At 64.3% G+C, this 21845-nt stretch carries 17 protein-coding genes; 7 read left to right on the top strand and 10 right to left on the bottom strand.

Translation table 11 applies throughout. From position 1 onward, the window contains the following. Positions 1-2: 2 nt before the first annotated feature. Entirely contained in the window at positions 3-1481 is a 1479-nt protein-coding gene (locus CSW57_RS21735) for a carboxylesterase/lipase family protein (RefSeq protein ID WP_189339391.1), read from the bottom strand. A gap of 120 nt (positions 1482-1601) precedes the next feature. Here CSW57_RS21735 and CSW57_RS21730 point away from each other — a divergent pair, with 120 nt between their 5' ends. Together CSW57_RS21730 and CSW57_RS21725 are read left to right on the top strand one after the other, a co-directional pair. Further along, positions 1602-3296 (top strand): class I adenylate-forming enzyme family protein, encoded by a 1695-nt coding sequence (locus CSW57_RS21730; RefSeq protein WP_099384734.1) that lies wholly within the window; start codon positions 1602-1604, stop codon positions 3294-3296. An 89-nt stretch (positions 3297-3385) separates the two neighbouring features. Then, on the top strand, positions 3386-5851 hold the full coding sequence (locus tag CSW57_RS21725) for a CaiB/BaiF CoA transferase family protein (protein WP_099384733.1): 2466 nt from the start codon (positions 3386-3388) through the stop codon (positions 5849-5851). 64 nt (positions 5852-5915) lie between these two features. On the opposite strand, the gene CSW57_RS21720 is transcribed toward CSW57_RS21725, so the two are convergent. From CSW57_RS21720 to CSW57_RS21710, 3 genes are read right to left on the bottom strand one after another with little or no spacing between them, the layout of a single operon-like run. Continuing rightward, positions 5916-6728, bottom strand: coding sequence for an SDR family NAD(P)-dependent oxidoreductase (locus CSW57_RS21720; protein ID WP_099384732.1), 813 nt, complete (start codon positions 6726-6728; stop codon positions 5916-5918). A 4-nt stretch (positions 6729-6732) separates the two neighbouring features. Next, a complete protein-coding gene (locus tag CSW57_RS21715) occupies positions 6733-7605 on the bottom strand; it encodes an enoyl-CoA hydratase (RefSeq protein WP_099384731.1) in 873 nt (290 codons plus the stop codon). 46 nt (positions 7606-7651) lie between these two features. Next, the gene (locus CSW57_RS21710; RefSeq protein WP_223249429.1) at positions 7652-8629 is read right to left on the bottom strand and encodes a cyclase family protein; all 978 of its coding nucleotides are present in this window, start codon (positions 8627-8629) and stop codon (positions 7652-7654) included. 184 nt (positions 8630-8813) lie between these two features. Between CSW57_RS21710 and CSW57_RS21705 the strand changes: the two genes are divergently transcribed. Genes CSW57_RS21705 through CSW57_RS21690 form a run of 4 tightly spaced genes read left to right on the top strand, consistent with a single transcriptional unit; the run spans position 8814 to position 14301 of the window. Continuing rightward, the gene (locus CSW57_RS21705; RefSeq protein ID WP_099384730.1) at positions 8814-10007 is read left to right on the top strand and encodes an acyl-CoA dehydrogenase family protein; all 1194 of its coding nucleotides are present in this window, start codon (positions 8814-8816) and stop codon (positions 10005-10007) included. Next, positions 10004-11155: an acyl-CoA dehydrogenase family protein gene (locus CSW57_RS21700; RefSeq protein WP_099384796.1), complete on the top strand. Its 1152-nt coding sequence runs from the start codon at positions 10004-10006 to the stop codon at positions 11153-11155. Before CSW57_RS21705 ends, CSW57_RS21700 begins: the two co-directional genes overlap by 4 nt. Before the next feature lie 51 nt (positions 11156-11206). Continuing rightward, positions 11207-12859: a flavin-containing monooxygenase gene (locus tag CSW57_RS21695; protein ID WP_099384729.1), complete on the top strand. Its 1653-nt coding sequence runs from the start codon at positions 11207-11209 to the stop codon at positions 12857-12859. Then, positions 12856-14301, top strand: coding sequence for an MFS transporter (locus tag CSW57_RS21690; protein WP_189339390.1), 1446 nt, complete (start codon positions 12856-12858; stop codon positions 14299-14301). Before CSW57_RS21695 ends, CSW57_RS21690 begins: the two co-directional genes overlap by 4 nt. 3 nt (positions 14302-14304) lie before the next feature. On the opposite strand, the gene CSW57_RS21685 is transcribed toward CSW57_RS21690, so the two are convergent. Continuing rightward, complete coding sequence (locus CSW57_RS21685) at positions 14305-14712, bottom strand: hypothetical protein (protein ID WP_099384727.1); 408 nt, start codon at positions 14710-14712, stop codon at positions 14305-14307. A gap of 95 nt (positions 14713-14807) precedes the next feature. Between CSW57_RS21685 and CSW57_RS21680 the strand changes: the two genes are divergently transcribed. Beyond that, positions 14808-16469: a hypothetical protein gene (locus tag CSW57_RS21680; protein ID WP_099384726.1), complete on the top strand. Its 1662-nt coding sequence runs from the start codon at positions 14808-14810 to the stop codon at positions 16467-16469. A gap of 5 nt (positions 16470-16474) precedes the next feature. Here the strand turns inward: CSW57_RS21680 and CSW57_RS21675 are convergent, their stop codons facing one another. The 5 genes from CSW57_RS21675 to CSW57_RS21655 are packed head-to-tail and all read right to left on the bottom strand — an operon-like array spanning position 16475 to position 21844. After that, positions 16475-17134 carry a GNAT family N-acetyltransferase gene (locus CSW57_RS21675; protein WP_099384795.1) on the bottom strand — a complete coding sequence of 220 codons (660 nt, stop codon included), beginning with the start codon at positions 17132-17134 and terminating at the stop codon, positions 16475-16477. Positions 17135-17175: 41 nt separating this feature from the next. Further along, the gene (locus tag CSW57_RS21670; RefSeq protein ID WP_099384725.1) at positions 17176-18348 is read right to left on the bottom strand and encodes an LLM class flavin-dependent oxidoreductase; all 1173 of its coding nucleotides are present in this window, start codon (positions 18346-18348) and stop codon (positions 17176-17178) included. 9 nt (positions 18349-18357) lie between these two features. Continuing rightward, the gene (locus CSW57_RS21665; protein WP_099384724.1) at positions 18358-19752 is read right to left on the bottom strand and encodes an NtaA/DmoA family FMN-dependent monooxygenase; all 1395 of its coding nucleotides are present in this window, start codon (positions 19750-19752) and stop codon (positions 18358-18360) included. Then, the gene (locus CSW57_RS21660; protein WP_099384723.1) at positions 19749-20954 is read right to left on the bottom strand and encodes an LLM class flavin-dependent oxidoreductase; all 1206 of its coding nucleotides are present in this window, start codon (positions 20952-20954) and stop codon (positions 19749-19751) included. Before CSW57_RS21660 ends, CSW57_RS21665 begins: the two co-directional genes overlap by 4 nt. Then, positions 20951-21844 carry a glutathione S-transferase C-terminal domain-containing protein gene (locus tag CSW57_RS21655; RefSeq protein WP_099384722.1) on the bottom strand — a complete coding sequence of 298 codons (894 nt, stop codon included), beginning with the start codon at positions 21842-21844 and terminating at the stop codon, positions 20951-20953. The genes CSW57_RS21660 and CSW57_RS21655 overlap by 4 nt, the downstream gene beginning before the upstream one ends. Position 21845: the final 1 nt, after the last annotated feature.

Here is a 21845-nt window from a genome sequence, read left to right as displayed (position 1 = left end):
AGTCAGCCGACCGGCGCGAGGCCCTGCCATCTGTCCAACCGCCATCGGTGCGGGTCGGTCACCGTGGTGATGCGCTCATCGATGCGGGCGACAGTCGACGCCGACCCGTGCGCGTCCCACCCCGGATGACCGGTGCGGACGAAGGACACCCATGCCTCGACCATCGTGTCCGCCACCGCCTGGGGCGCATCGCCCCGCAGCTCACGTCCCCAGGGATCTCCCAGCGTGTCGAAGACAAACGGGACCTCGAGGGTGTGGCAGGCCCCGAGCCGGCCGCCGAAGGTCTCCGGCGTCCAGACGAATTCGTAGACGAACGTCCGCCGGCCGGCCGCTTCACGCGCCGTGACCAGACGCAGCATCGGGATGACGAAGAACCAGTCGCCCTGCAACTGCTTGAAGAGTTCAGCCGGCGAAGCGTGCGGAAACCTCGTGCGGTACGCGGGCAGCAGGGCTTCGACGTCGCTGCCCAAACGCGAGACCATGCCCGCGAGCATCGCTTCGTCCAGACGCTCGTCGAGTCCTGTGGCCGCCACGAACAATCCGTACTCGTCCGCATTCGTGCCGGTCAGCAGATCGACCTCGCTGCCCACGCCGACTCTCACGGCATCGATCGGCCGCATCGGCAACACATCCCCGTCGACCACCGGCTGCACGCCGAGACGACGAAGCGGTCTCCCCCCGGGGCCGGGCACTGATGACACCGTTGTCAGCGCGGCATTGAGTGCCGCGTACAGCCGATCATCAGGTATCTGCGACAAGGACTCGTTCGTGAGAGGTATCCCTAATTCCGCGGACAATTGGGCCGATATGTACGCCGCCTCATCCGGCGTGTGGACGTGGTGACCCGCTCCGCTCTGTGCGATCGCCCGAGCGAAAAGACCTCGGGCAAGCGGCATCGACATCAGCGTGACAACACTCATCGCCCCGGCGGACTCTCCGGCGACGGTCACTGCCGTCGGGTCCCCGCCGAAGGCCGCGATGTTCTCCTGAACCCACCGCAGTGCCGCTATCTGATCGAGCAGCCCGCGGTTGGACACACAGCCCTCGACCTCGACGAAACCCTCGACCGCCAACCGGTAGTTGATCGTGACCACAACAATGTCTCGCTGTGCCAGCGCAGATCCGTCGTACGCGGTGACCGAACCTGCGCCGGTCACGAATCCGCCCCCGTGGATCCAGACGAGAACCGGCAATGCGCCTGTGGTCGACGGGGTCCAGACGTTCAAGTTCAATGGCGACGAGTTCAGTGCCGATGAGCCCTGCCTAACCGGATCCGGCAACAGCCGATCAATCTCTGGTGACCGTTGAGGTGGGGTGGACACCGTTGCTCCCCACTCACGAGCATCCACATCACCGAGCGGCGCGGGTTGTGGGGCGGCGAATCGGAGTGCACCTTCGGGTGCGGCCGCGTAGGGGATACCCCGGAAACTGGCGACACCCGCTCGTTCACGGCCTCGAATGGCCCCCTGGTGCGTGGTCACTACGACGTCCACTCCGGCCACTCCTGGTTGTTGTTATGGTGTAACCACTATTGAACCACGATAGATGCCGAGGTCCTGCTCGTCTGGCTGCAGGTCCGATCTGATGGAGAGGTGCCGAAAATGCACGATGGGACCCGAACACCACAAGAACGTCTCACCGATCCCGACGGCCTCTTCCCGCTGACCACACGCGTCGTTGACGGCGTCGAGTACGAGGTGTTCGATCGGGATCCGCTGACACTGCGAGATGCCTTCCTCGCGACGAGGGCGCACGGCGGTGCCGATGCCGTGGTCTACCGGGACGAGCGGTGGACATTCGACGAACAGTGGCTCGAGGTCGTCACACTCGCGCATTCATTCCGGAACACACTCGAGATCGGGCACGGTGACCGGGTCGCCATCGCGATGCGCAACTACCCGGAGTGGATTTTTTCGTTCTGGGCCCTGCAATTGCTGGGTGCCGTCGTCGTGCCACTCAATGCCTGGCTGAAACCGGCGGAATTGCAGGGACTGATCGATCAGGCCCGCCCGAGCGTGTTGATCGCCGACGCTGAACGGCTTGTACAGACCGGAGAGATCAACCTCGACGCGCTCGGTGTCCGGCGCGTGGTCGCGGTACGGAGCCAAACTCTTCCCGAGGGCGTCATCGACTACGCAGACCTCATCGCCAACCCTGGAACCACCGAACCACCCGAGCAGTCGGTGGACCCGCTCGATCCGGCGACGATCCTGTTCACCTCCGGTACGACGGGCAGTCCCAAGGCAGCCGTCGGCTCCCACCTCAACCATTCGGCATCGCTGCTCAACAAGCTCATCCGCGCGGTGCGCTTCCCGGCCGACGGGTCAGCTCCACAGATGCCGTCACCGGGGGTCAAGCTGGTGTCGTTCCCGTTTTTCCACATCGCCGGAGTCAATACCCTCTACACGTCGTCCTACCCTGGACACCGCATGGTCCTGCTCCACAAGTGGGACCCAGAAGAGGCGGTACGACTCGTCGCTGCAGAGGGTGTCACCGAACTCTCGGGTGCGCCGTACATGATTCAGACTTTCCTCGACACCGCTCTGGCATCCGACCACGATCTGTCGTCGCTGAAGAGTCTCGGCCTGGGCGGTGCATCGATCCCGCCCCACCTCATCGAGCGCGTCCACCGTCAGTTCGAAGGCGCCGTCAGCGCCCGGACCGGTTACGGCCTCACCGAGACGACATCAGGTGTGGTGGCCATCGGTGGTCCGGACTGGGTCAAGCGGCCGGACAGCGTCGGAAGGGCCTTGCCGACCGTCGAGGTCGGGATCGTCGACGACCGACTCGTTCGCGTCCTCAACGGCAAAGAGGGCGAGATCATCCTGCGGGGTCCGCAGGTGATCACCGGATACCTCCGGGATGCGTCAGCGGAGAGTTTCACCGAGGGCTGGTTCCGCACCGGCGATCTCGGCCGTCTCGACGACGAGGGCTATCTGTACATCTCCGGCCGCCTCAAAGATGTCGTCATCCGCGGTGGCGAGAACATCAACTGTGCAGAGGTCGAGGCCTGCCTGACGAGCCACCCCGATGTCGTCGAGGCCGCGGCGTTCGGGATCGCGCACCCGACGCTCGGCGAAGAATTGGCCGCCATCGTGCGGGTCCACCCGGGCGCCGATCTTGGCGCCGACATCCTGCGCGCGCACGTTGCCTCACAGCTCGCCGCATTCAAGGTTCCGGCCCGGATGGTGACCACCTCGGCGGCCCTTCCCCGCACCGCCAGCGGAAAGATCGTCAAGAACGACATCGCCCGCCAGATGGACTTCGAGGCCGCCTTCGCGAGCTCGACCGTCTGACGGCCGACAAACGCTTTTAATGGTCTTCAAAGCAGATTGAAAACTTGTTGCAGTTGTGTTGCAACAAGCTTTGGCAGTAACATTCGGTTATGTCGCCTGACTCACGCAATCTCAGTCCACTGGACGGGATACGGGTTCTCGATCTGTCGAGGGTCGTATCCGGGCCGTTCGGTTCGCTCATGTTGTCCGACCTCGGTGCCGAGGTCATCCGAATCGAATCGATTCCGGGTGCGGTGACGGGCAACAGTGCGCCGTCCGCTCTGACCGAAGACGAAGCGTTCACCTGGGGCCTCAGTCGTAACAAGCATTCGGTGAGCCTTGACCTGAAGAACGATCAGGGCCGCGAAACGTTGCTACGACTCGTCGAACAAGCCGACGTGGTCTTCGACAACTTCCGCTCGGGCGTGATGGAACGGCTCGGACTGGATTACGACTCGCTCGCCGCCCGCAATCCGCAGATCATCACGTGCTCACTCTCCGGATTCGGTAGCGACGGACCATGGTCGACCATGCCTGCCTATGACCCGATCGTCCAGGCGCTGTCGGGCACCATGAACTACACAAAACTCGATCCCGACAGCCCACCGGTTCGCTGGGGCATCCCGATCGGAGATCTCTTCGCCGGGATCTTCAGCGCCATAGGCGTTCTCGCCGCCGTCATCCACCGCGACCGCACCGGCGCCGGTCAGCACGTCGATGTCTCGATGCTCGACGTGATGCTGGCACTGAACACCTACCGCGTGCCCCAGGCACTCACTTTCGGGCAGGAGCCAGATCCCGCGCCGTTCGAAGGTGGCCAGGGCACAGTGCCTTTCGGAAACTTCGAATGCAGTGACGGCTGGGTTGCGCTGTGCATCAGTCAGCGCATGTGGCCCGCAGCATGCCGAATCATGAATCGCACCGACATGATCGACGATCCCCGCTTCAGCACCCAGCTGGCCAGGCACGCCCATCGCGACGAGGTCGTGGCAATTCTTCAAGAAGTGCTGATCACCCGCCCTGCCGAAGAGTGGCAGAACGAGTTCATGGCGGCGGGCGTCGTCGCCTGCCGTGTGCTCGGTGTCGCGGAGGTGTTCGACCACCCCCAGGTGCGTGCTCGTGGCATGGCTGTGGATATCGCAGATCACTTCGGCCGCAGTGCAACGGTGGCCGGCGATCCGCTGAAGTTCGGTGACCCGGAGCACTGGTGCGCACCTCGCCCGAACGGCGCCGACACCGCCCTCGTACTCACCTCGGTTCTCGGGCTGACCGAAGCTGAACTCGAATCCCTCTCCGCTGCCGGCGCAATCCACCTCGGCGACGGCTTCGGCGAACCGCCGCGGCCGCTGCGCCCGCGGGTCGCGCCGGAGCCCGCAACCGGTCGATCCGCAGCCGAAGACCGCCCCCTGACCGGAACGGTCGTTCTCGAGCTGAACGGAGATGAGCCCAGCAAGGGCTTTGCCGCACAACTGCTCTCCGACCTCGGCGCCCGCGTGATCCGAGTCGACCGGCCGGTGGGACAGTTCCTCGAGCCGTATCCCGACCCCGAGCGTGAATCCGCCTTCCGATGTGGTTTGAATCGCGGTAAGCAGAGCGTCACCGCCGACCTGAAGACGGCAGCAGGTCAGGAGTACTTCCGGGGACTGCTGGGCCACGCCGACGTGGTCCTGGACAACTACCGTCCAGGTGTTCTCCAGCGGTTGGGCATCGACCACCAATCCTTGCAAGAGATCAAGCCAGATGTGATCAGCTGCTCCATCACCGGATTCGGACACACCGGGCCGTGGAGCCCCTACCCCGCCTTCGACAACGCCATCCAAGCACTCGGTGGCGGCATGAGCATCACCGTCGACCACACCCGCCCGGACACACCTGTGCGTTGGGGCAACCCCATCGGCGGCCTCACCGGCTCGATGTACGCGGTGCTGGGCATGCTGGGCGCCGAACGCAGGCGCCGGCTGACCGGTACGGGTTCGCGGATCGACCTTGCGCTCCTCGATGCCCAGGTCGCCCTGCTGTCGTACCGGGTTCCACAGGCGGTCACCGTCGGCAAGCGGTTCTTACCGGAACCGCGGCGCGGCGGAAGCGGTTCACTTCCCTTCGGCGCGTTCCGGACCAAGGACGACAAGTGGTTCGTCATCTGCATCACGCAGCAGTTCTGGCACGGCTTCTGCACGGCGGCCGAGGCACCTGAGTGGGAGCACGATCCCCGTTTCGAGTCCGAGCCACTGCGTCGGGTCAACGAGGTTGATCTCTACCGGCTCGTCGAGCCGAGCTTCTTGCGCCGGACCGCAGCCGAGTGGGAGCAGCGTTACGTGGAGCTCCGCCTACCCGGAGCCCAGGTGCTCAGCCTGAACGAGGCGTTCTCGCATCCTCAGGCGATGGCACGCGGAATGCGAATGACGTTGCCGGACGGCCATTATCACCAAGGTGTCGACGTCGCGGGCGCACCGATCAAGTTCTCGGTGTCGGCCCCGGTTCCCGCGTTGGCAGCGCCGCTACCCGGTGCCGACGAAGACCTTGTCGACTCCGACTTCGGTCTGATCCGTCGCGACGAGGTCGTTTCGCCGGGCTGACCACTCACCTACGACAATGCCCCCGCCCGGCGGATCGCCGAGCGGGGGCATTGTTGTCCGTGCCTCAGGCTCCGGGGGTGTCGACGTTGTAGACGATGGTGTTGCCGCCATCGACGATCAATGTCTGTCCGGTGACGTGACCGGACATGGGCGTGCTGAAGAAGAGCGCGCCGGCGGCGACGTCAGCGGGTACGGCCAATCGGCGCAAGGGCGTCTTTTCGATGTTCGACTCGAGTAGATCGTCGGTCCATTTCGGATTCGCTTGCGCACGAGGCGTTCTCACCACACCCGGAGCCACGGCGTTGACACGGATCCCTTCGGGTCCGAGTTCGACGGCCGCGGTCCGGACGAGGGACATCAATGCCGCCTTGTGTGCGCCGTATGCCGCGGTCATCGGAGCACTGGTCAACCCGGCGACCGAGGCCACGAACGTGACCGTGCCGCCGGTTCCCGACGCGCGCCAGTACTCCGCAGCGTATTGCAGTGTCAGATATGCGTGTCGTAAGACGACGTTGTGGTGGAACGTCCAGTCGTCGTCGGTGAGCTCGATCATCGCCTTGTAGCGGGCGCCACCCACGATGTCGACGACCCCGTCGAGCCTGCCGCACTCGTCGGCGACAAAACGGAACAGATCCGCGACATCATCACGTGAGGTGAGATCACCGGCCCACGGAATCCCGTCCACCTCCGCGGCAACCGTTTTCGCGCGGTCGGCGTCGACGTCCACACAGACAACCCGGGCTCCGACCGACGACAGCGCATGGGCGGTCTGACGGCCGATGCCAAGGCCTGCGCCGAGAACCACCTGCACCGTCTCGTCGAGTCGGAGCATCCGACTGAAGTCGGGGACCACGTTTGCGTCACGTTCATCGACCATGGGCTCAGTCCCTCTGCAGTTTCCACGGCAAGGCGCCGTCTTCGGGCTGCGCGCGGTCGCCGCCTTCACCATGGATCTCTGCCCAGTGCGCGTGATTGAGCTGGTGGAGGTTGAACGCGGACTGCAGCGCGTTGTAGAAGCCTTGGTTCTCCAACGTCTGGTTGACCGATTCCTTGATCAGGAGCGAGGTGACACTGGGACGCTTGGCGATGGCGCGTGCAATTTCGAGAGTCTCGGCCTCCAGCTCGTCGCGCGGGAAGATACGGCTGACCATGCCGAGGCGGTGCGCTTCCTCGATGTCGATGGAGTCACCGAGCAGTAGGAGTTCCTTTGCCTTTCTGGGCCCGAACTCCCAGGGATGCGCGAAGTACTCGACACCGCACATGCCCAGACGCACCGCGACCGGATCGGCGAACTTGGTTCCCTCGGCGCCGACGATGAGGTCACACGACCACGCCAGCGTGAGACCCGCCGCCAGCACCGCACCCTGCACCTGGGCAATGGTGATCTTGCGTAGATTGCGCCAGCGCCAGGCGTTTTGGTAAAAGAAGTGCCACTCTTCGACCATCTTCTTCTCCGCGCTGCGCTTGGTCGCGCCATGCGTGGTGAACGTCGAGTGGAAGTGCTCGGATTCGGGATCCCGCTCGGCGGCCCGGTCGGGTGTGCCCATGTCGTGCCCGGCCGAGAAGACCTCGCCGGCGCCGGCGAGGATCACGACCCGAACCGTGTCGTCGGCCTCGGCACGTATGAAGGCGCTGTCCAGTTCCACGAGCAGGGTTCGGTTCTGCGCATTCCGGTATCCCGCGCGATCGAGCGTGATCCGCGCGACAAGACCCTCGTCGAGGAGTTCGTAGGTGATGAACCGGTAGTCAGACATGGGGACCTTCCGCGCGGGTGAACAATATTGCAACTTGCTTATAACATTACTTGATGGCAATTGGGTTGATCGGCGAACCCACGGCTCCGGTGATCGGGAGCGGCTGGGCGACGAGAAAGAACTCGTGGACACCATCGTGCGCACAGTCCTCCGACAGGGCTTCGAGATCCCAGATCTCACCGATGCGGACACCCGCGTTGACCATCAGCACCACATGGACCGGATGGCCGATGTCCGGACACTCCGATGGAAGCACCTCCAGACCCCAGGTATCGGACGCCACCGCGGCGATCCGGCGCCGGACCAGCCACTCCGCACCGCTCAGACCCAATCCGGGCGCGGCACCTGCGACGTAGTCGCCCCACCCCTCCGCCCGCCGACGTTCGAGGTGCCCGGTGCGCAGCAACACGAAGTCGCCCTCCCCGATGGTGACGCCGTGGTGGCCGGTCCAGCGTTCGAGATCCTCGGCACCGATGGAATCCCCCGGTTCGAGCCATGGCACATCCAGCAGACGAGGCAGATCGACAAGAACTCCGCGGCCGGCGGCACGCTCCTTGATCGAGGTGATGCTGTTGTGTTTTGCCCCTGCACTGGTCACCGACTCCGGCCCGCGGTCGTTGTAGGCCTTGCCGTCGTAGAAGATGTGGCACAAGGCATCCCACTGGGTACTGGCCTGCAGAGGCATATAGACGGCATCGTCGGTCGAGCGCATGCCGCGTAGTCCTGCCTCACCGTCGGCGAGCATGTCTCCGCCGTGCTTAAACATCACATGCTGCGGGTTGACCCGTGCTGTGCGGCCCGACTGCGGCCCGGTCCGATCCATCGGGATGGCGAGAGAGAAGATCTGACCCCGACGGGCCAGCCCAGCGGCCGCGGAAACCATCGCCGGCGTGGTCCAGTTCGCCGCCCCCAATTCGTCGTCGGGGCCCCACCTTCCCCAGGTCCTGAGCTCCTCGGCCAGACGCAGGACCTCGTCGGCCGTATAGGTCTGTCGCGGCGCACGTCGTGCGGGTTCGTTGCTCACAGGTCTCCAGTCCGTATCGCGAGGGGTCCGATGGCCCCGACCACATCCTCACCCGTCTGCTGTGCCGAGGTGGCCGGAACGGCAATCGAAGTACTTTCATAGTTATGTTCTACTTCTGTTACAGTCAAGCTATAGCCGAGAACCACTCGCGCCCCGGCTGATCCCCTGCAGAAAAGGAAGGTCGATGACCACGACCGACGTGACACCCGACGCAGCACTCGTGGAGAAACTCGCGCGCGAAGTAGTCGCCGAACATCCCCCGCACGAGGTGCCGCTCACCGAGCTCATGGGCGCGTGGTTCGATGCCGGTCTGGCCTGGGTTCATTTCCCGGTGGGCCTCGGCGGACTCGGTGCACCGCGAAGCCTGCAGATGATCGCCAACAAGATCATCAAAGATGCCGGTGGCCCCGAACCTCGCACAGTGAACACAATTGGCTACGGCATCGTGGCCGGAACCATCAGCCGCTACACCGACCCCGACACTGCCGCCCGTCTGCTCCGGCCGCTGGCCACCGGTGAGGAACTGTGGTGCCAGTTGTTCAGCGAACCGGGCGCCGGGTCGGACCTCGCAGGGCTCGCGACAATGGCCGTTCCCGACGGCGACGGCTGGAAGATCAACGGCCAAAAGGTGTGGACCAGTCTCGCCCACAAGTCGCGCTGGGCCGTCCTGCTGGCGCGCACCGATCCCGACGTCCCGAAACATCGCGGCCTCACCTACTTCATCCTCGACATGACGACGCCAGGTGTGCAGGTACGACCACTGCGACAACTGACCGGGCGTGCGTCGTTCAACGAGGTGTTCCTCGACGACGTCCACATCCCGGACTCGGGGCGCCTCGGCGATGTCGGTGCCGGATGGTTCGTGGCCACCGGGACCCTAGGTGACGAGCGCACATCACTTGGCGACCGGATTCCTGCCCGGGGCAGCGGCGCGATCGCCGACGCCCTGGACCTGTGGAAGGCACATCCCGAACGCCACACCGCAATCCTGCGCGAAAAGCTGGCCCGACTGTGGTCGCGCGCAGAATCGCAGCGCCTCACCGCTGAGCGGGCTCGGGCGTCCGCTGTCCGCGGCACCCCCGGTCCCGAAAGTGCCACCATCAAACTGGCCGGCTCGGAACTGAATCAGGCTGTCTACGAGTTCTGCATCGAACTTCTCGGGCCCGAGGGCGCACTCATCGACACCTACTCGACCGATGCCCCCGACGACGTGAGCGGCCCGACCGCGATACAGCGCAAGTTCCTGCGATCGCGCGCCACCACGCTCGAGGGCGGTACCTCGGAGATCATGCGCAACGTGATCGGCGAACGGGTTCTGAAGCTTCCACAGGAAGTGCGCAACGACAAAGGCAAGCCATGGAAGGACATCCCGCGATGAGTGAGCCGACACAGGAGTTCCAGTTCTCAGAGGATCTGATCGCCCTGCGTGAAATGGTGCGGGAGTTCTGTCAAGAGATGTCACCCGAATCCGCCGTACGAAGCGCAATGGAATCGGAGTCGGGATACGACGCGGCTTTGTGGCGACGGCTGGGTAGCGAACTCGGAGTCTTCGGTCTGGCGGTACCAGAATCGCTCGGCGGTGACGATGCCGGACTGGTCGCCCAGGCCATCCTGTTCGAGGAGATGGGCGCGGCACTGGTGTGCGGGCCCGTCGTCGGAACCCTGGCCCTGGCGGTGCCCGCTCTGTGTGCCCTGTCCGACATCGGAGCTGCCGCACCGCATCTCGCCGGCGCAATGAGCGGGGACACAGTCTTGACACTGGCGGCCCCCATCGGCGACGGCGTGTTCGTCGCCGAGGACGCCACCGTGTCTGCGACGACGTCAGAGGGCACGTGGACGCTGCACGGCGTCGCCACCCACGTCGCCGACGGGATGGCCGCCGACGCGGCACTCATCGCCGCCCGCACCTCCGACGGGATTGCGCTCTTCCTGGTCGACACCGCTGATCCAGGTCTCACCCGGACAGCGTTGACGACCATGGACCTCACCCGTAGGCAGGCTCAGTACGAACTGAAAGACGTTGTCGGAGTGCGCGTGGCCGACGAGATCGAGACCCCTGCGGTATGCGAGTACGCAGCCAGGGTCGGGGCTGTTTTGATCGCTGCCGAGCAGGTCGGCGGAAGTCAGGCGATGCTCGACCGCACCGTGGACCATGCCAAGAACCGCCTGCAGTTCGGTCAGGCGATCGGCGCGTTCCAGGCCGTCAAGCACAAGTGCGCCGACATGCTCATGGCGGTGGAACAAGCGCGCTCGGTCGCTTATCACGGCGCGTGGGCCATCCAGGACGACACTGACGATCCTCGTCTGGCTGCGAGCCTGGCCCGTGCGGTCGCTTCAGAGACCTACTTCCGGACGACGGCCACCGCGATCCAACTGCACGGCGGTACCGGATTCACGTGGGAGTATCCGGCGCACCTCTATTTCAAACGCGCAGTGGCCGATTCGGCCGTCCTCGGCTCGGCGGAGCGACACTACGAGCTGATCGCCGAACAGGCACTCGACGCCCCTGTCGTCGGTGCGGTCTAGTCCCGGCGTGCGACGCGTCAACACAACTGTGAACCCATCTCGGAGGAGATCATGAGCGAGCCCAGTACGTCACCAGCATCGACGTCCGACGTAATCGATGACGGTGCAAACGAATTCGATGTCATCATCATCGGCGCGGGTGCCAGCGGCATGCGTGAGCTCCTCCTCATGCGGGAAGCGGGCCGTTCGGTTCGGGTACTCGAGGCCGGCGGCGGGGTCGGTGGAACCTGGTACTGGAACCGCTACCCCGGTGCTCGGCTGGATTCCGAGAGCTTCAGCTACCAGTACTCCTTCTCTGATGAGCTCCTCGAAGAGTGGGACTGGAAGGAGATGTTCGCCGGTCAGCCGGAACTCGAGCAGTACTTCAACCGGGTTGCGGACAAGTTCGACCTACGCAAGGACATCGAGTTCAACACCCGGGTCGCCCGGATGGACTTCGACGAGACCACCGACCACTGGGATCTGACAACCGTCGACGGTCGGCACTTCCGTGCCAAGCTCGTCATCGCGGCCACGGGCGTCCTCTCAGCGCCGCAGTTCCCGAAGATCCCCGGCATCGAGACATTCGAGGGCGAGTGGTACCATACCGGACTCTGGCCGGACGAGGACGTCGACTTCGCCGGAAAGAAGGTCGTCGTCATCGGCACCGGCGCCAGCGGCGTGCAGGTGATCACTGAAATCGGCAAGACCGCCCAACATCTCACGGTGTTCCAGCGCACGCCCAACTGGGCTGTGCCGCTTCGGAACACCCCGTTCGACGACGCCAAGATGGCGGAGATCCGGCAGAACTACCCGGCGATCTTCGAGCGGATGAGCGGCACATTCAGCGGGTTCCTGCACGACTGGGATCCTGTCGCATCCACCGACGTGAGCGTCGAAGAGCGCAACGCCAGGTTCGAGTCAGCGTGGAATGCACCGGGATTCGCGAAGTGGACCGGGATGTACCACGACATCGCGAGTGACCCCGAGGCGAACCGCATCTATTGCGAGTTCTTGGCCGACAAGATTCGCGGCCGCGTCGACGACCCCAAGACCGCGGAGATGCTGATCCCGAAAGATCATCTGTTCGGAACCAAGCGGGTGCCCTGTGAGACGAACTACTACGAAACCTACAACCGCGACAATGTCGAACTGATCTCGCTGGCCGAGAACCCCATCGAATCCTTCAGCGCCACGGGACTCGTCACGGCACAGGGCAATATCGATGCCGACATCATCGTGTTCGCCACCGGTTTCGAGGCATTCACCGGCGCGTTGAACCGCATCGACATCCACGGCGCAGGCGGCACCACGCTCCGCGAGAAGTGGGAGGACGGTCCGTGCACCTATCTCGGCATCCAGGTCAGCGGCTTCCCCAACTTCTTCATCATGGGCGGTCCCCACGGCAAGGGAGGCCACGGCAACTCGCTGCGTTGCAGTGAACGGGTACTGGAGTGGATGGCACGCCTGACCACTCACGTCTTCGACAACAACATCTCACGGGTCGAGGCCGACCCGGCGGCTGAGGACGAGTGGACGGACCACGTCTACGAGGAAGCGTCCAAGGGCCTGGCTGCCAACACGAACACCAAGTCGTATGTCTTCGGCGAGACGATCCCCGGAAAGCGCCGCATCTACCTGGCGTACGTCGGATCACTACCCGAGTTCGTGGAACGTTTGAGCAAGATCGAGAACGACGGTTACACCGGCTTCATCCTCCGTTGAGTCAGGTCGACGCCGCCGGGCGGCGTCCGCGTCGGCAGCACCCACGCGCCATACTCGTGGTCCTCATCGTCTCGGTGTCGGCATTCTCGCTGCTGCAGTCGTTGATCATCCCGGTCCTGCCGGAGATCCAGCGGAGCTTCGAGACCGATCAATCCACGGTGTCGTGGGTGCTGACGGCCTATCTGCTGTCGGCATCGATCTCCACTCCCCTGCTCGGGCGCATCGGGGACCGGGTGGGGAAGAAGCGAATCCTTCTCGTCGCATTGTCGGGTCTCGCGGTGGGTTCGGTTCTGTCGGCTGTCGCTCCCTCGATCGGTTGGCTGATCGCGGCACGCATCGTGCAGGGGGTCGGAGGTGGCGTGTTGCCGCTGTCATTCGGCATCATCCGCGACGAGTTCAGCATTGAGAAGACCCGGACAGCGGTCAGCGTCGTCGCTTCGATCGCGTCGATCGGCTTCGGCGCCGGGATCATTCTTGCCGGCCCGATCGTGGTCTTCCTCGACTATCACTGGCTGTTCTGGTTACCGGCTATCGGGGTCACCCTTGCGGTGGTCGGTGCAGCCCTGTGTATTCCGCGTTCGGACTCGACCCGGGGCGGTTCGATCAACCCGCTTCCTGCCCTCCTCCTTTCCGGGGCGCTCGCGTCCCTGCTGCTCGCGATCAGTCGCGGGGGCGAGTGGGGCTGGACGAGCGGAGTCGTAGTCGCGCTGCTCATCGGCGGAGCTCTACTCGCTGCGGCATGGATCGTCGTTGAACAGCGTGTCAGATATCCCCTGATCGACATGAGGATGATGCGGCTCCGCGGTGTCTGGACAGCGAACGCGGTGGCATTCATGGTCGGCTTCTCGAGCTTCTCGTTCTATGCATTTTTGCCCCAGCTCATCCAGACGCCGGCGGAGTCCGGGTATGGCCTGGGAGCAACCATCACTCAGTCGGGATGGCTGTTACTGCCGTCCTCGGCAGTGTCAGTGCTCATCGGCCTGTTCTCAGCACGCCTGGTCCGAGCGACCTCGGCGCGAGCCGTGATGTTCACAGGGTCGATCCTGTGCGCGACCGCCTATCTGATGGTTGCCGCTGCGCATACGCAGACCTGGCAGCTCTATCTCGCCGTGTCCGTTCAAGGTGTCGGTCTCGGTCTTGTCGTGTCGACGCTCGCGGCTGTCGTCATCACATCGGTGCCCAGCGGGCAGACCGGCGTGGCCAGCGGGATGAACGCGAACATTCGCACGATCGGTGGCGCGATGGGAACCGCTGCCTTTACCGGTTTGGTCGCGTCACACGTGACGGACGCCGGTTTTCCTGCAGAAGCCGCCTACGCGGTCGGCTTCGTCATGTTGGCGGCGGCGATGCTGTTCGCTGCGATCGCCGCTCTCTGGATCCCGCACTGGGACCGTTCCCGGTCCGGGACGGATGCGTTGTCAGATCGGGTATCGGTGGCCTGATCGTCAGTCGTGAGCCAGCTCGACTCGGCGGCCACGCATCCGACGAACGCCGCCCGCGCACGCTCCCGCGTTCTCAGCACTCCCCCAGCGCGCCGCGGCGGTCTCCGAGAGCGTGGTGGTCGTCGACGTGAACCATCCGGCGGCTCGGTCACCGATGGCGTCGTCCGAGTTGAGCAACGCCCCGAGTTTCAACAAGGTCTGCCACGTGACTTTGGTTCCTGGCGCCGGCATGACCACGTCAGGAGGCAGATGGCGGGTGTCGCACCGCGCCACCATCCCGAGGCGCTTGGCCGTCGCCAGGACCAGCTCTTCCCACGCCAGCATGCCGAACGCATCGCCGGTGTCAGGAGGTGCGGGCAGCAAACGGGCCGCCCGTCGAGCCAGCACCGTAGACTGATCACTCTCGACCATGTCTCACTCCTCCTAGCGTGTAATCCCAGTCACACGATAGCTGGGGTTCTGCGAAAGCGTCAAGCGATGCCATTGACATCGGTTACGCTCGAAAAATGCACACGCAAGGCGAGGAATCGATCTCGGTCGCCCTCGAAAGGCTTGCTCTCACGCTGGGCGAGAGCGGCGCGGTACCGGTCGCCGAACTGGTTCGCGCTCTCGAACGCGCAGCGGAACGTCTTCGAACGCGCTCGTCCACGAATGAATTGCCGTCGGATCTGGTGACGCAGTCCGAGGCTGCCAGGGTGGTCGGCGTCAGCCGGCAAGCTGTCAATCAGTGGGTACGCAAGGGCACGCTGCACGCGTACGCGACTAACAGTGCGAAGAGTCGCTACGCGCCGGAGGTGTCGCTCGCCGAGGTGGCCATCGCGGCAAACCGGCGTACACGCGAGGTGCCGTTCTCGAGCACTCTGCGTCGCGAGGTACTCGATTTCCTCTCCCTCATCGAGCGTGGATCGACCCGGTCCCTCGCCCGCGACGTCCGTGAGTGCATCGAAAACGATTCACTGACCGAGCACGCCGTCGAGGAGTCGCGGGTGCTCACCGAGTTCGTGACAGCGTCGATGGGCACGGGGTACGACCAACACGAGTTCACCGAGGACGGGCTGAAGCTGCTCTCCGGCCTGGACCCCCTCATCCATGTCGACTGCGACACAGCGTTCGGGGCACTCGCAAAATCCCTCGGTGTGCTGATCACCTCAGCGGACGGTTCGGCCGGTTTCGATGCGCCGGTGACGGCGTTGCTCGGCATTCTCGGTGCAGCCACGATCGGTTCCCAGTTCCGCGGTGATGATGCCGCGGAAGGAAGACTCATCGCCGACGCCGCGCGCGAGATCTGGTCCGACAACTGGCATCTGAGGCTATACGACGCTGTCTACCATGTCGGGGAACTGCGACCGTCTCCCCTGACGCGGTACACGGCCTCCCTGGTGTACCTCGACTACCACCGTTTTCTTCGGCAAGCACAATCGACCGGTGTCACCATCGCCTACTCTCGTGGGCCGGGCCCGATCATGCCGCACCGGTTCTACGGCAAACCGCGTTTGACCGACATCCTGGCCGGTCGCCGAAACCCGGCCACTCCGTGGGAGTTCTCGGCTGAGTCCTCGGTCAACGGCCGTCCCGACGTTCTCGACAGTGGCCTCAGCCCCTTCCGCATCATGAACTACGAATACGGGCTGCTGGACACGAGCATTCACGGCATCCGAAGATATTGCTTCTCCGCTCAGGATGCCGGCGACGAACTCTGCTCCTACATCAATGCCCTCCCCACCGGGGAACGCACCAAGTATTTCGATCTCGCGATATCGACGCTGGCGCGCAGCCTCGACGAAACAAAGCTTGAACTGGTCACCGTGGACGAGAGTTCGAACTTCGATTGGTGGAAGGACCACATCATCCGGTCCTCGCCTCGCGAGATCATGCTCGGTCTCCGCGACCCCGAAGCGCGAAAAGTCGCACATGCCTTGCTCGTTCAGACGAGCATGTTGCCCAACGTTGTCGAGGCAGCTGATTCGGATCAGGCACTACGCGATCGCTTGCGCATCTACGTCAAGAACCTCGAATTCGATGTCATCGACGCCCGGTATCAAGACGACCTGCGACGCGGTGTCTCGCGCATCATCAAGCCCGGCGGAGAGTCCCTCGATGATGCGGAGGCCGTGGCGGCCGCAGAGCTCAACGCACTGATGAAGAGATCGGGCAAGTCCTTCGCCTGACTCCCCTAGCCGAGAGGTGACCTGACCACGCTGAACGTGATCTCGGTCCGCAGCACGAAACCGAGATGTTCGTAGAGTGCGATGGCATTTGTGTTGGTCGCGGCTGCATGCAGGAACGGCGTCTCACCACGCGAATCAATACCGTTGGCAACAGCAAGCACCAAACGTGTGGCAAGGCCTTGACCACGGAACTCGGGTTCGGTGCAGACGGCGCTTATCTCGGTCCATCCGGGCGGATGCAGGCGTTCGCCGGCCATCGCGATCAGCCTCCCCTCCCGCCTCACTCCGAGGTAGGTCCCCAAACGGTATGTCTCGGGCAGAAACGGCCCGGGTCGAGTGTGGTCGATCAAGGCCAGCATGTCGTCGACGTCGTCGGCTCCGAGCTGGACCGCTTCTTCGAATGGTCTGGACTGCAACGCCTCGGTCGCGATCATCTGAACGCCAGGCCCAGTCATGACCAGTGACCAACCGTCGGGGAGGATGCTGACGTCGCGCGGGATGGCGACGTCCTGGCCCGGGCCTATCAACTGCGCGAGTTCCGTCCAGGTCTGTGGGTCGTCGGGATCGTCGACCGCGACAAATGGCGCCACCGTCGGCACGTAACGGCGAGCTCGCTGAGAACCTTCGCTGAGGTGCGCGTGCGCACCGACCAAGCTCTCCCACATGGCATTGTCGAGCACCGAGGTGTCTGGGGACGTCGTGGAAGTCACCGGTTGGCCCACTCTTTCGCGATCAATTCGTACGATCGCACCCGCGCCGCGTGATCGTGGGTGATGGTCGTGATGGAAATCTCGGACGCGCCGGTGGCATCCCGCAGCACCTCGAGTTTGTCGGCGACCGTGGCCGGCGACCCGACGAACTGGGTGAGCACCCGATCGCGCACGAGTTCGCGATCGTCGTCGGTCCATTCCAACGCCGCGGCTTCGGCCGAAGTCGGGAACGGGATAGCTCCGTCGCCGCGCCGGATGCTCCGCACCCATGGTGCGTATCCGCTGGCGAGTTCGGTTGCCTCGTCGTCGGTTTCGGCGATGACGGCGTCCACCGACACCGCGACGTACGGTTCGGGTACGTCCGCGGAGGACTTGAACGCTGCCCGGTAGGCGTCGACCGCGTCGATGACCGTGCTCGGGCTGTGGTGGTAACTTGCCACGAATCGCAGCCCCTTCGACCCTGCGACCGTGGCACTCGATCCTCCTGACGCGCCCAGGATCCACACCTGGACGTCCGCGCCTTCGCCGGGCGACGCGTGGGCGGGAAGTCCTTCGGGGCTCACATAGCTCCCCTTGAGCAGGGCGAGGACAGTGGAGATCTGGTCGTCGTAGCCCGGTGCGTATGCACCGGGCTGCTGTAGGAGATTCAGCAGATGCGCAGCGGCGCTGCTCGAAAACGCGGACGAGAGGTCGAACTGTCTGGGAAGCAACAAGCCATTCGGGGTGTGACTGTCTTCGTCGTGCGAAGCGCCGCCGCGTGCTGCCAGATAGCTCTTCCTGGCACTGTCCGTGTCCGACTCGCCGCCGGGGGCGGCCTTCGGTTCCGGTCGCGAGATCGACCGGCCGATCCCGAGATCGAGTCGCCCGGGATGCAGAGCATTGATCAGACCGAACTCCTCGACCGTAGCCAGCGGCGTTCGATGTCCGAATTGCACGCCGGCCGAACCCAATCGGATGGTCGACGTCGATCCGGCGACCAGCGCGATCTCGACAGCGGGTGACGAACCGAGAACGCCTGGGTTCAGGTGGTGTTCGGCAAACCAGTAGCGCGCGTAGCCCAAGCGCTCGGCCTGCTGAGCCAGATCGATGGTGTTGCGCAGTGCGGTGGCGTTGTCTACGCCGCTGGATCGCGGCAGTAGATCGAGGACGGACAGCGGTATGGGTCCCATGAAAATCTCCTAGGTAGAAGTAGACGCGTAGGCCGGCAGGTTGTCTTGCGGCCAGGACCGGGCATGCGCGACCGGCAATCCGAGGTTCTCGCGGAGCGTCGAACCGGTGTACTCCGAACGAAAGACACCGCGCTCCTGCAACTCCGGTACCACCTTCGTGGCGAACTCGTCGAGTCCGGACGGAGTGAGGTGCGGGGAGAGGATGAAGCCGTCGGCGGCGTCGGTCTGGACGCGGTGGTTGATCTGCTCGGCGACCTCGGCCGGCGTCCCGATGAACGTCTGCTTGGCGCTGACCTCGACGACGAGGTCACGTATCGACAAGTTCTGCGTGTCGGCGAGCTGCCGCCACCGCTCGATCAGGGCGGCCGAGTCCTTGTATATTCGGCTCTTGCCTTGGATGATCGCGGCGGAATCGAGGTCAGGTGCGACATCCGGCAGCGGGCCGTCGGGGTCGTACTGACTGAGGTCGCGATTCCAGACCTCTTCGATGAACCCGATTGCGGTTGCTCCACTGACCTGCTGCCTTCGGATCTCGGCGGCGTTCTCGTGAGCCTGTTCAGTCGTGTCACCAAGCGCGAACGTGGCTCCCGGCAAGATGAGTAGATCGTCGGGCGAGCCACCCGCCGCAACCTTGCGGGCTTTGAGTTCCTGGTAGTAGGTGCGGGATTCACCGATGTCCCGGACCAGGGTGAAAATTCCGTCGGCGTAGGCACCGCCGAAGTCCCGGCCGGCCTCGGAGTCGCCGGCCTGAAAGATCACCGGATAACGCTGCGGGCTGGCGGGAACCGAGAACTGACCCCGGACATCGAAGTGCTCGCCGTGGTGGGCGAACGCGCCGGTGTCGGGGTCGCTCCAGAACCGGCCCTGCTCCCCGTCTGCCACAACTGCGTCCTCCGGCCACGAATCCCACAGTGTCCGAACGACATCGAGCAGCTCGGCAGCCCGCACATACCGGTCGCGGTAGGAGAGGTAGCCGCCGCGCCGAAAGTTCTCACCGGTGAACGCGTCCGATGACGTCACGAGGTTCCAGCCCGCACGTCCACCCGACAGGTGGTCCAGGCTGGCGAATTGCCGGGCCAGCTCGAATGGTTCGTTGAAGGTCGCATTGATGGTGCCGATGAGACCGATGTCGGTTGTGACAGCAGCCAGCGCCGCCAGCACCGGCAATGTGTCGGGGCGGCCGACGACATCGAGGTCGTGGATCAGACCTTTCTTCTCGCGCAGGCGCAGACCCTCGGCAAGGAAGAAGAAGTCGAACTTCGCGGCTTCGGCAGTCTGCGCGAGATGCACGAAACTGCTGAACTCGATCTGGCTTCCCGCCCGCGGGTCACTCCACACGGTGGTGTTGTTGACACCGGGAAAGGCGGCCCCCAGACGCACCTGTTTGACTGGCTTGCCTGTCATGACACCTCCGATGATGTTGCGTACCTTGAGCGGGGTCGCTCCAAGCCGAGATGGCCCCTCAATGTGTTGGCGGAGTATCCATCTGGTCGCAGGCCTCTGCGCTGTAGCTCCGGCACCAACGCGTCGCTGATCAGCGGTAGATCAACAGCATTGCCGGCCGGCCGCAAGCGGATGCCGTCGAGGCCGGCCGTCGTCCACGCGTCGATCAGATCGGCCAGCTCGGACGGGGTGCCGGTGAAGATGTCGGCGTCCGAGGCCGACGGCTCGCCGGAGAGGTCATCGAGGCGGTGCAACCGATCGAGGGCTCGTTCCCGGTCGGAATCCAGGACCACAACCAGGTCGCCGAACAACTTCGCGGGCGACGTAGACCGGTGTGACGCCTCAGTGAGCGCAGCGATCTCGGCGCGGACCGCTGCAACGTCGGCGTTGCTCCGCGGGGTGAACCAGATGAGATCCCCGACGGCCACACCCAGCCGGTACACATCGGTTGCATGGGCCAAGATGCCGACGATCGGCTGGCCCTGCGGCGGGCGTGGAACGGTCAGCGGACCCTTGACAGAGAAGTGCTCGCCTTCGAAGTCGATGTAGTGCAGCTTCTTTCGATCGACGAACCGTCCGGTGGACTGGTCGCGGATCTCGGCGTCGTCCTCCCAGCTGTCCCAGAGCCTGTGCAGCACTTCGCCGTAATCGACGGCCTCGTCAAATGCCTTGGTGACGAATGACGTGTCGGTGGCGGCCTTGAGTTCGGACAAGGTGAGTTCGGGAATGTCGCGGCGGCCGAATAGCTGTGCCTCAGTGCCGGTCACTCCGACCTTGAGTCGCACGCCTGCCCGGCCACTGCTCACGAAGTCGAGCGTTGCGATCGCCTTGGCGACGTGAAACGGTTCGGTGTGAGTGACCACGACGGTAGGAATGAGACCGATGTGCTTGGTACGCGGCGCAACCCGGGATGCGATCAACACCGAGTCGAGCCGACCACGCACTCGATCGGTGCGCGGGATCGGTGGACCATAGGTCTCCGATTGCAGAGCCAACGTGTCGTCGATGGTGATGAAATCGAGCAATCCTCGTTCAGCCGTCTGCGCGAGTTCGACCCAGTACTCGGGATCGGTCAGTCGCCGGGCGTTCTCGGTGTCCTCCCGCCAGGCAGCCGGGTGCCAGCCGACACCGTCGAGTGCGACGCCGAGATGCACGGGACTCATCGCGCGACACCGACCGAGCTCTGCCAGTCGGCGACCACCGATTTGTCACCGCCGAATGAACTGAAGTCCGTGGTCTTGGTGAACGCGTCGATGGCGTAGAGATCGCGTGCATAGCGCCACAATTCACCGAACTCGGCCAGGCGAGGTGCGCCGGCTCGTGCCGCGGACGCGTCGTAGCGTACGAGCGTCACGAACAGTCGGACATCGGCCAGGGTGACCTCGTCACCGAGCAGGAAGCGGCTGTCGCGCAAGCGATGTCCGAGCTTTACAAACGCCGCCTGCAAGGTCCGTGCGGCCTCCGCGGCCACCGGTCCTTCGCCGATCGCGGTGTGCGCAGTGCTGTTGACGTCGGCGCGCAGCCACGTCTCCAGCTCGTCGATCTGGGCGCGTAGGTCGGCCGGATACAGCTCGACCCCACCGTTCGCTGCCACGTCGTATTGGGAAGCGAGGTCGGCGTCGATCGTCGCGAAGTCATTGCTGATGACCTTGTTGGTCTCGCGGTCCCACAGGGTGGGGACCGAGACATGACCATCGAAATCTGGCTCGGTGAGGTCATAGGCCTCACGCAGCAGTGTGAAGCCGTTCACCGGATCTGGACCGTGGGTTTCCCGAAAGGCCCATCCTCGCGCGTCGCGCTTGCCGTCTACGTAGCTGACACTCACGGTGTCGGAGAGGCCGGCCAACTCGATGACGAGCGTGACCCGCTGCGCCCACGGGCAGAACCAGCCCGAGTAGACGTGGTAACGGTCGGCGACTGCCGGGTAGGGCGTGGAACCGTCGTTGCTGATACGTCCGGTGAATCGGTAGATCGGCCGGGTGTCGCCGGGCGTGCGTTTGATCGTGTACTCACCGTGTGTCGCAGTATCGGCGGGGCTGGCGAAGTTTGGCATG

The sequence above is a fragment of the Williamsia muralis genome, from assembly GCF_002735905.1.
In the GTDB taxonomy this organism is placed as follows: domain Bacteria; phylum Actinomycetota; class Actinomycetes; order Mycobacteriales; family Mycobacteriaceae; genus Williamsia; species Williamsia muralis_A.
The sequence above is the reverse complement of the archived record's forward strand: the minus strand, read 5'-3'. Positions and strand labels throughout refer to the sequence as shown.

Excerpts from the sequence above, each read along its gene's own strand:
- CSW57_RS21730 (WP_099384734.1), top strand. The coding sequence starts at position 1,602 with ATGCACGATGGGACCCGAACACCACAAGAACGTCTCACCGATCCCGAC.
- CSW57_RS21725 (WP_099384733.1), top strand. The coding sequence starts at position 3,386 with ATGTCGCCTGACTCACGCAATCTCAGTCCACTGGACGGGATACGGGTT.
- CSW57_RS21720 (WP_099384732.1), bottom strand. The coding sequence starts at position 6,728 with ATGGTCGATGAACGTGACGCAAACGTGGTCCCCGACTTCAGTCGGATG.
- CSW57_RS21715 (WP_099384731.1), bottom strand. The coding sequence starts at position 7,605 with ATGTCTGACTACCGGTTCATCACCTACGAACTCCTCGACGAGGGTCTT.
- CSW57_RS21705 (WP_099384730.1), top strand. The coding sequence starts at position 8,814 with ATGACCACGACCGACGTGACACCCGACGCAGCACTCGTGGAGAAACTC.
- CSW57_RS21700 (WP_099384796.1), top strand. The coding sequence starts at position 10,004 with ATGAGTGAGCCGACACAGGAGTTCCAGTTCTCAGAGGATCTGATCGCC.
- CSW57_RS21695 (WP_099384729.1), top strand. The coding sequence starts at position 11,207 with ATGAGCGAGCCCAGTACGTCACCAGCATCGACGTCCGACGTAATCGAT.
- CSW57_RS21685 (WP_099384727.1), bottom strand. The coding sequence starts at position 14,712 with ATGGTCGAGAGTGATCAGTCTACGGTGCTGGCTCGACGGGCGGCCCGT.
- CSW57_RS21680 (WP_099384726.1), top strand. The coding sequence starts at position 14,808 with ATGCACACGCAAGGCGAGGAATCGATCTCGGTCGCCCTCGAAAGGCTT.
- CSW57_RS21675 (WP_099384795.1), bottom strand. The coding sequence starts at position 17,134 with ATGTGGGAGAGCTTGGTCGGTGCGCACGCGCACCTCAGCGAAGGTTCT.
- CSW57_RS21670 (WP_099384725.1), bottom strand. The coding sequence starts at position 18,348 with ATGGGACCCATACCGCTGTCCGTCCTCGATCTACTGCCGCGATCCAGC.
- CSW57_RS21665 (WP_099384724.1), bottom strand. The coding sequence starts at position 19,752 with ATGACAGGCAAGCCAGTCAAACAGGTGCGTCTGGGGGCCGCCTTTCCC.
- CSW57_RS21660 (WP_099384723.1), bottom strand. The coding sequence starts at position 20,954 with ATGAGTCCCGTGCATCTCGGCGTCGCACTCGACGGTGTCGGCTGGCAC.
- CSW57_RS21655 (WP_099384722.1), bottom strand. The coding sequence starts at position 21,844 with ATGCCAAACTTCGCCAGCCCCGCCGATACTGCGACACACGGTGAGTAC.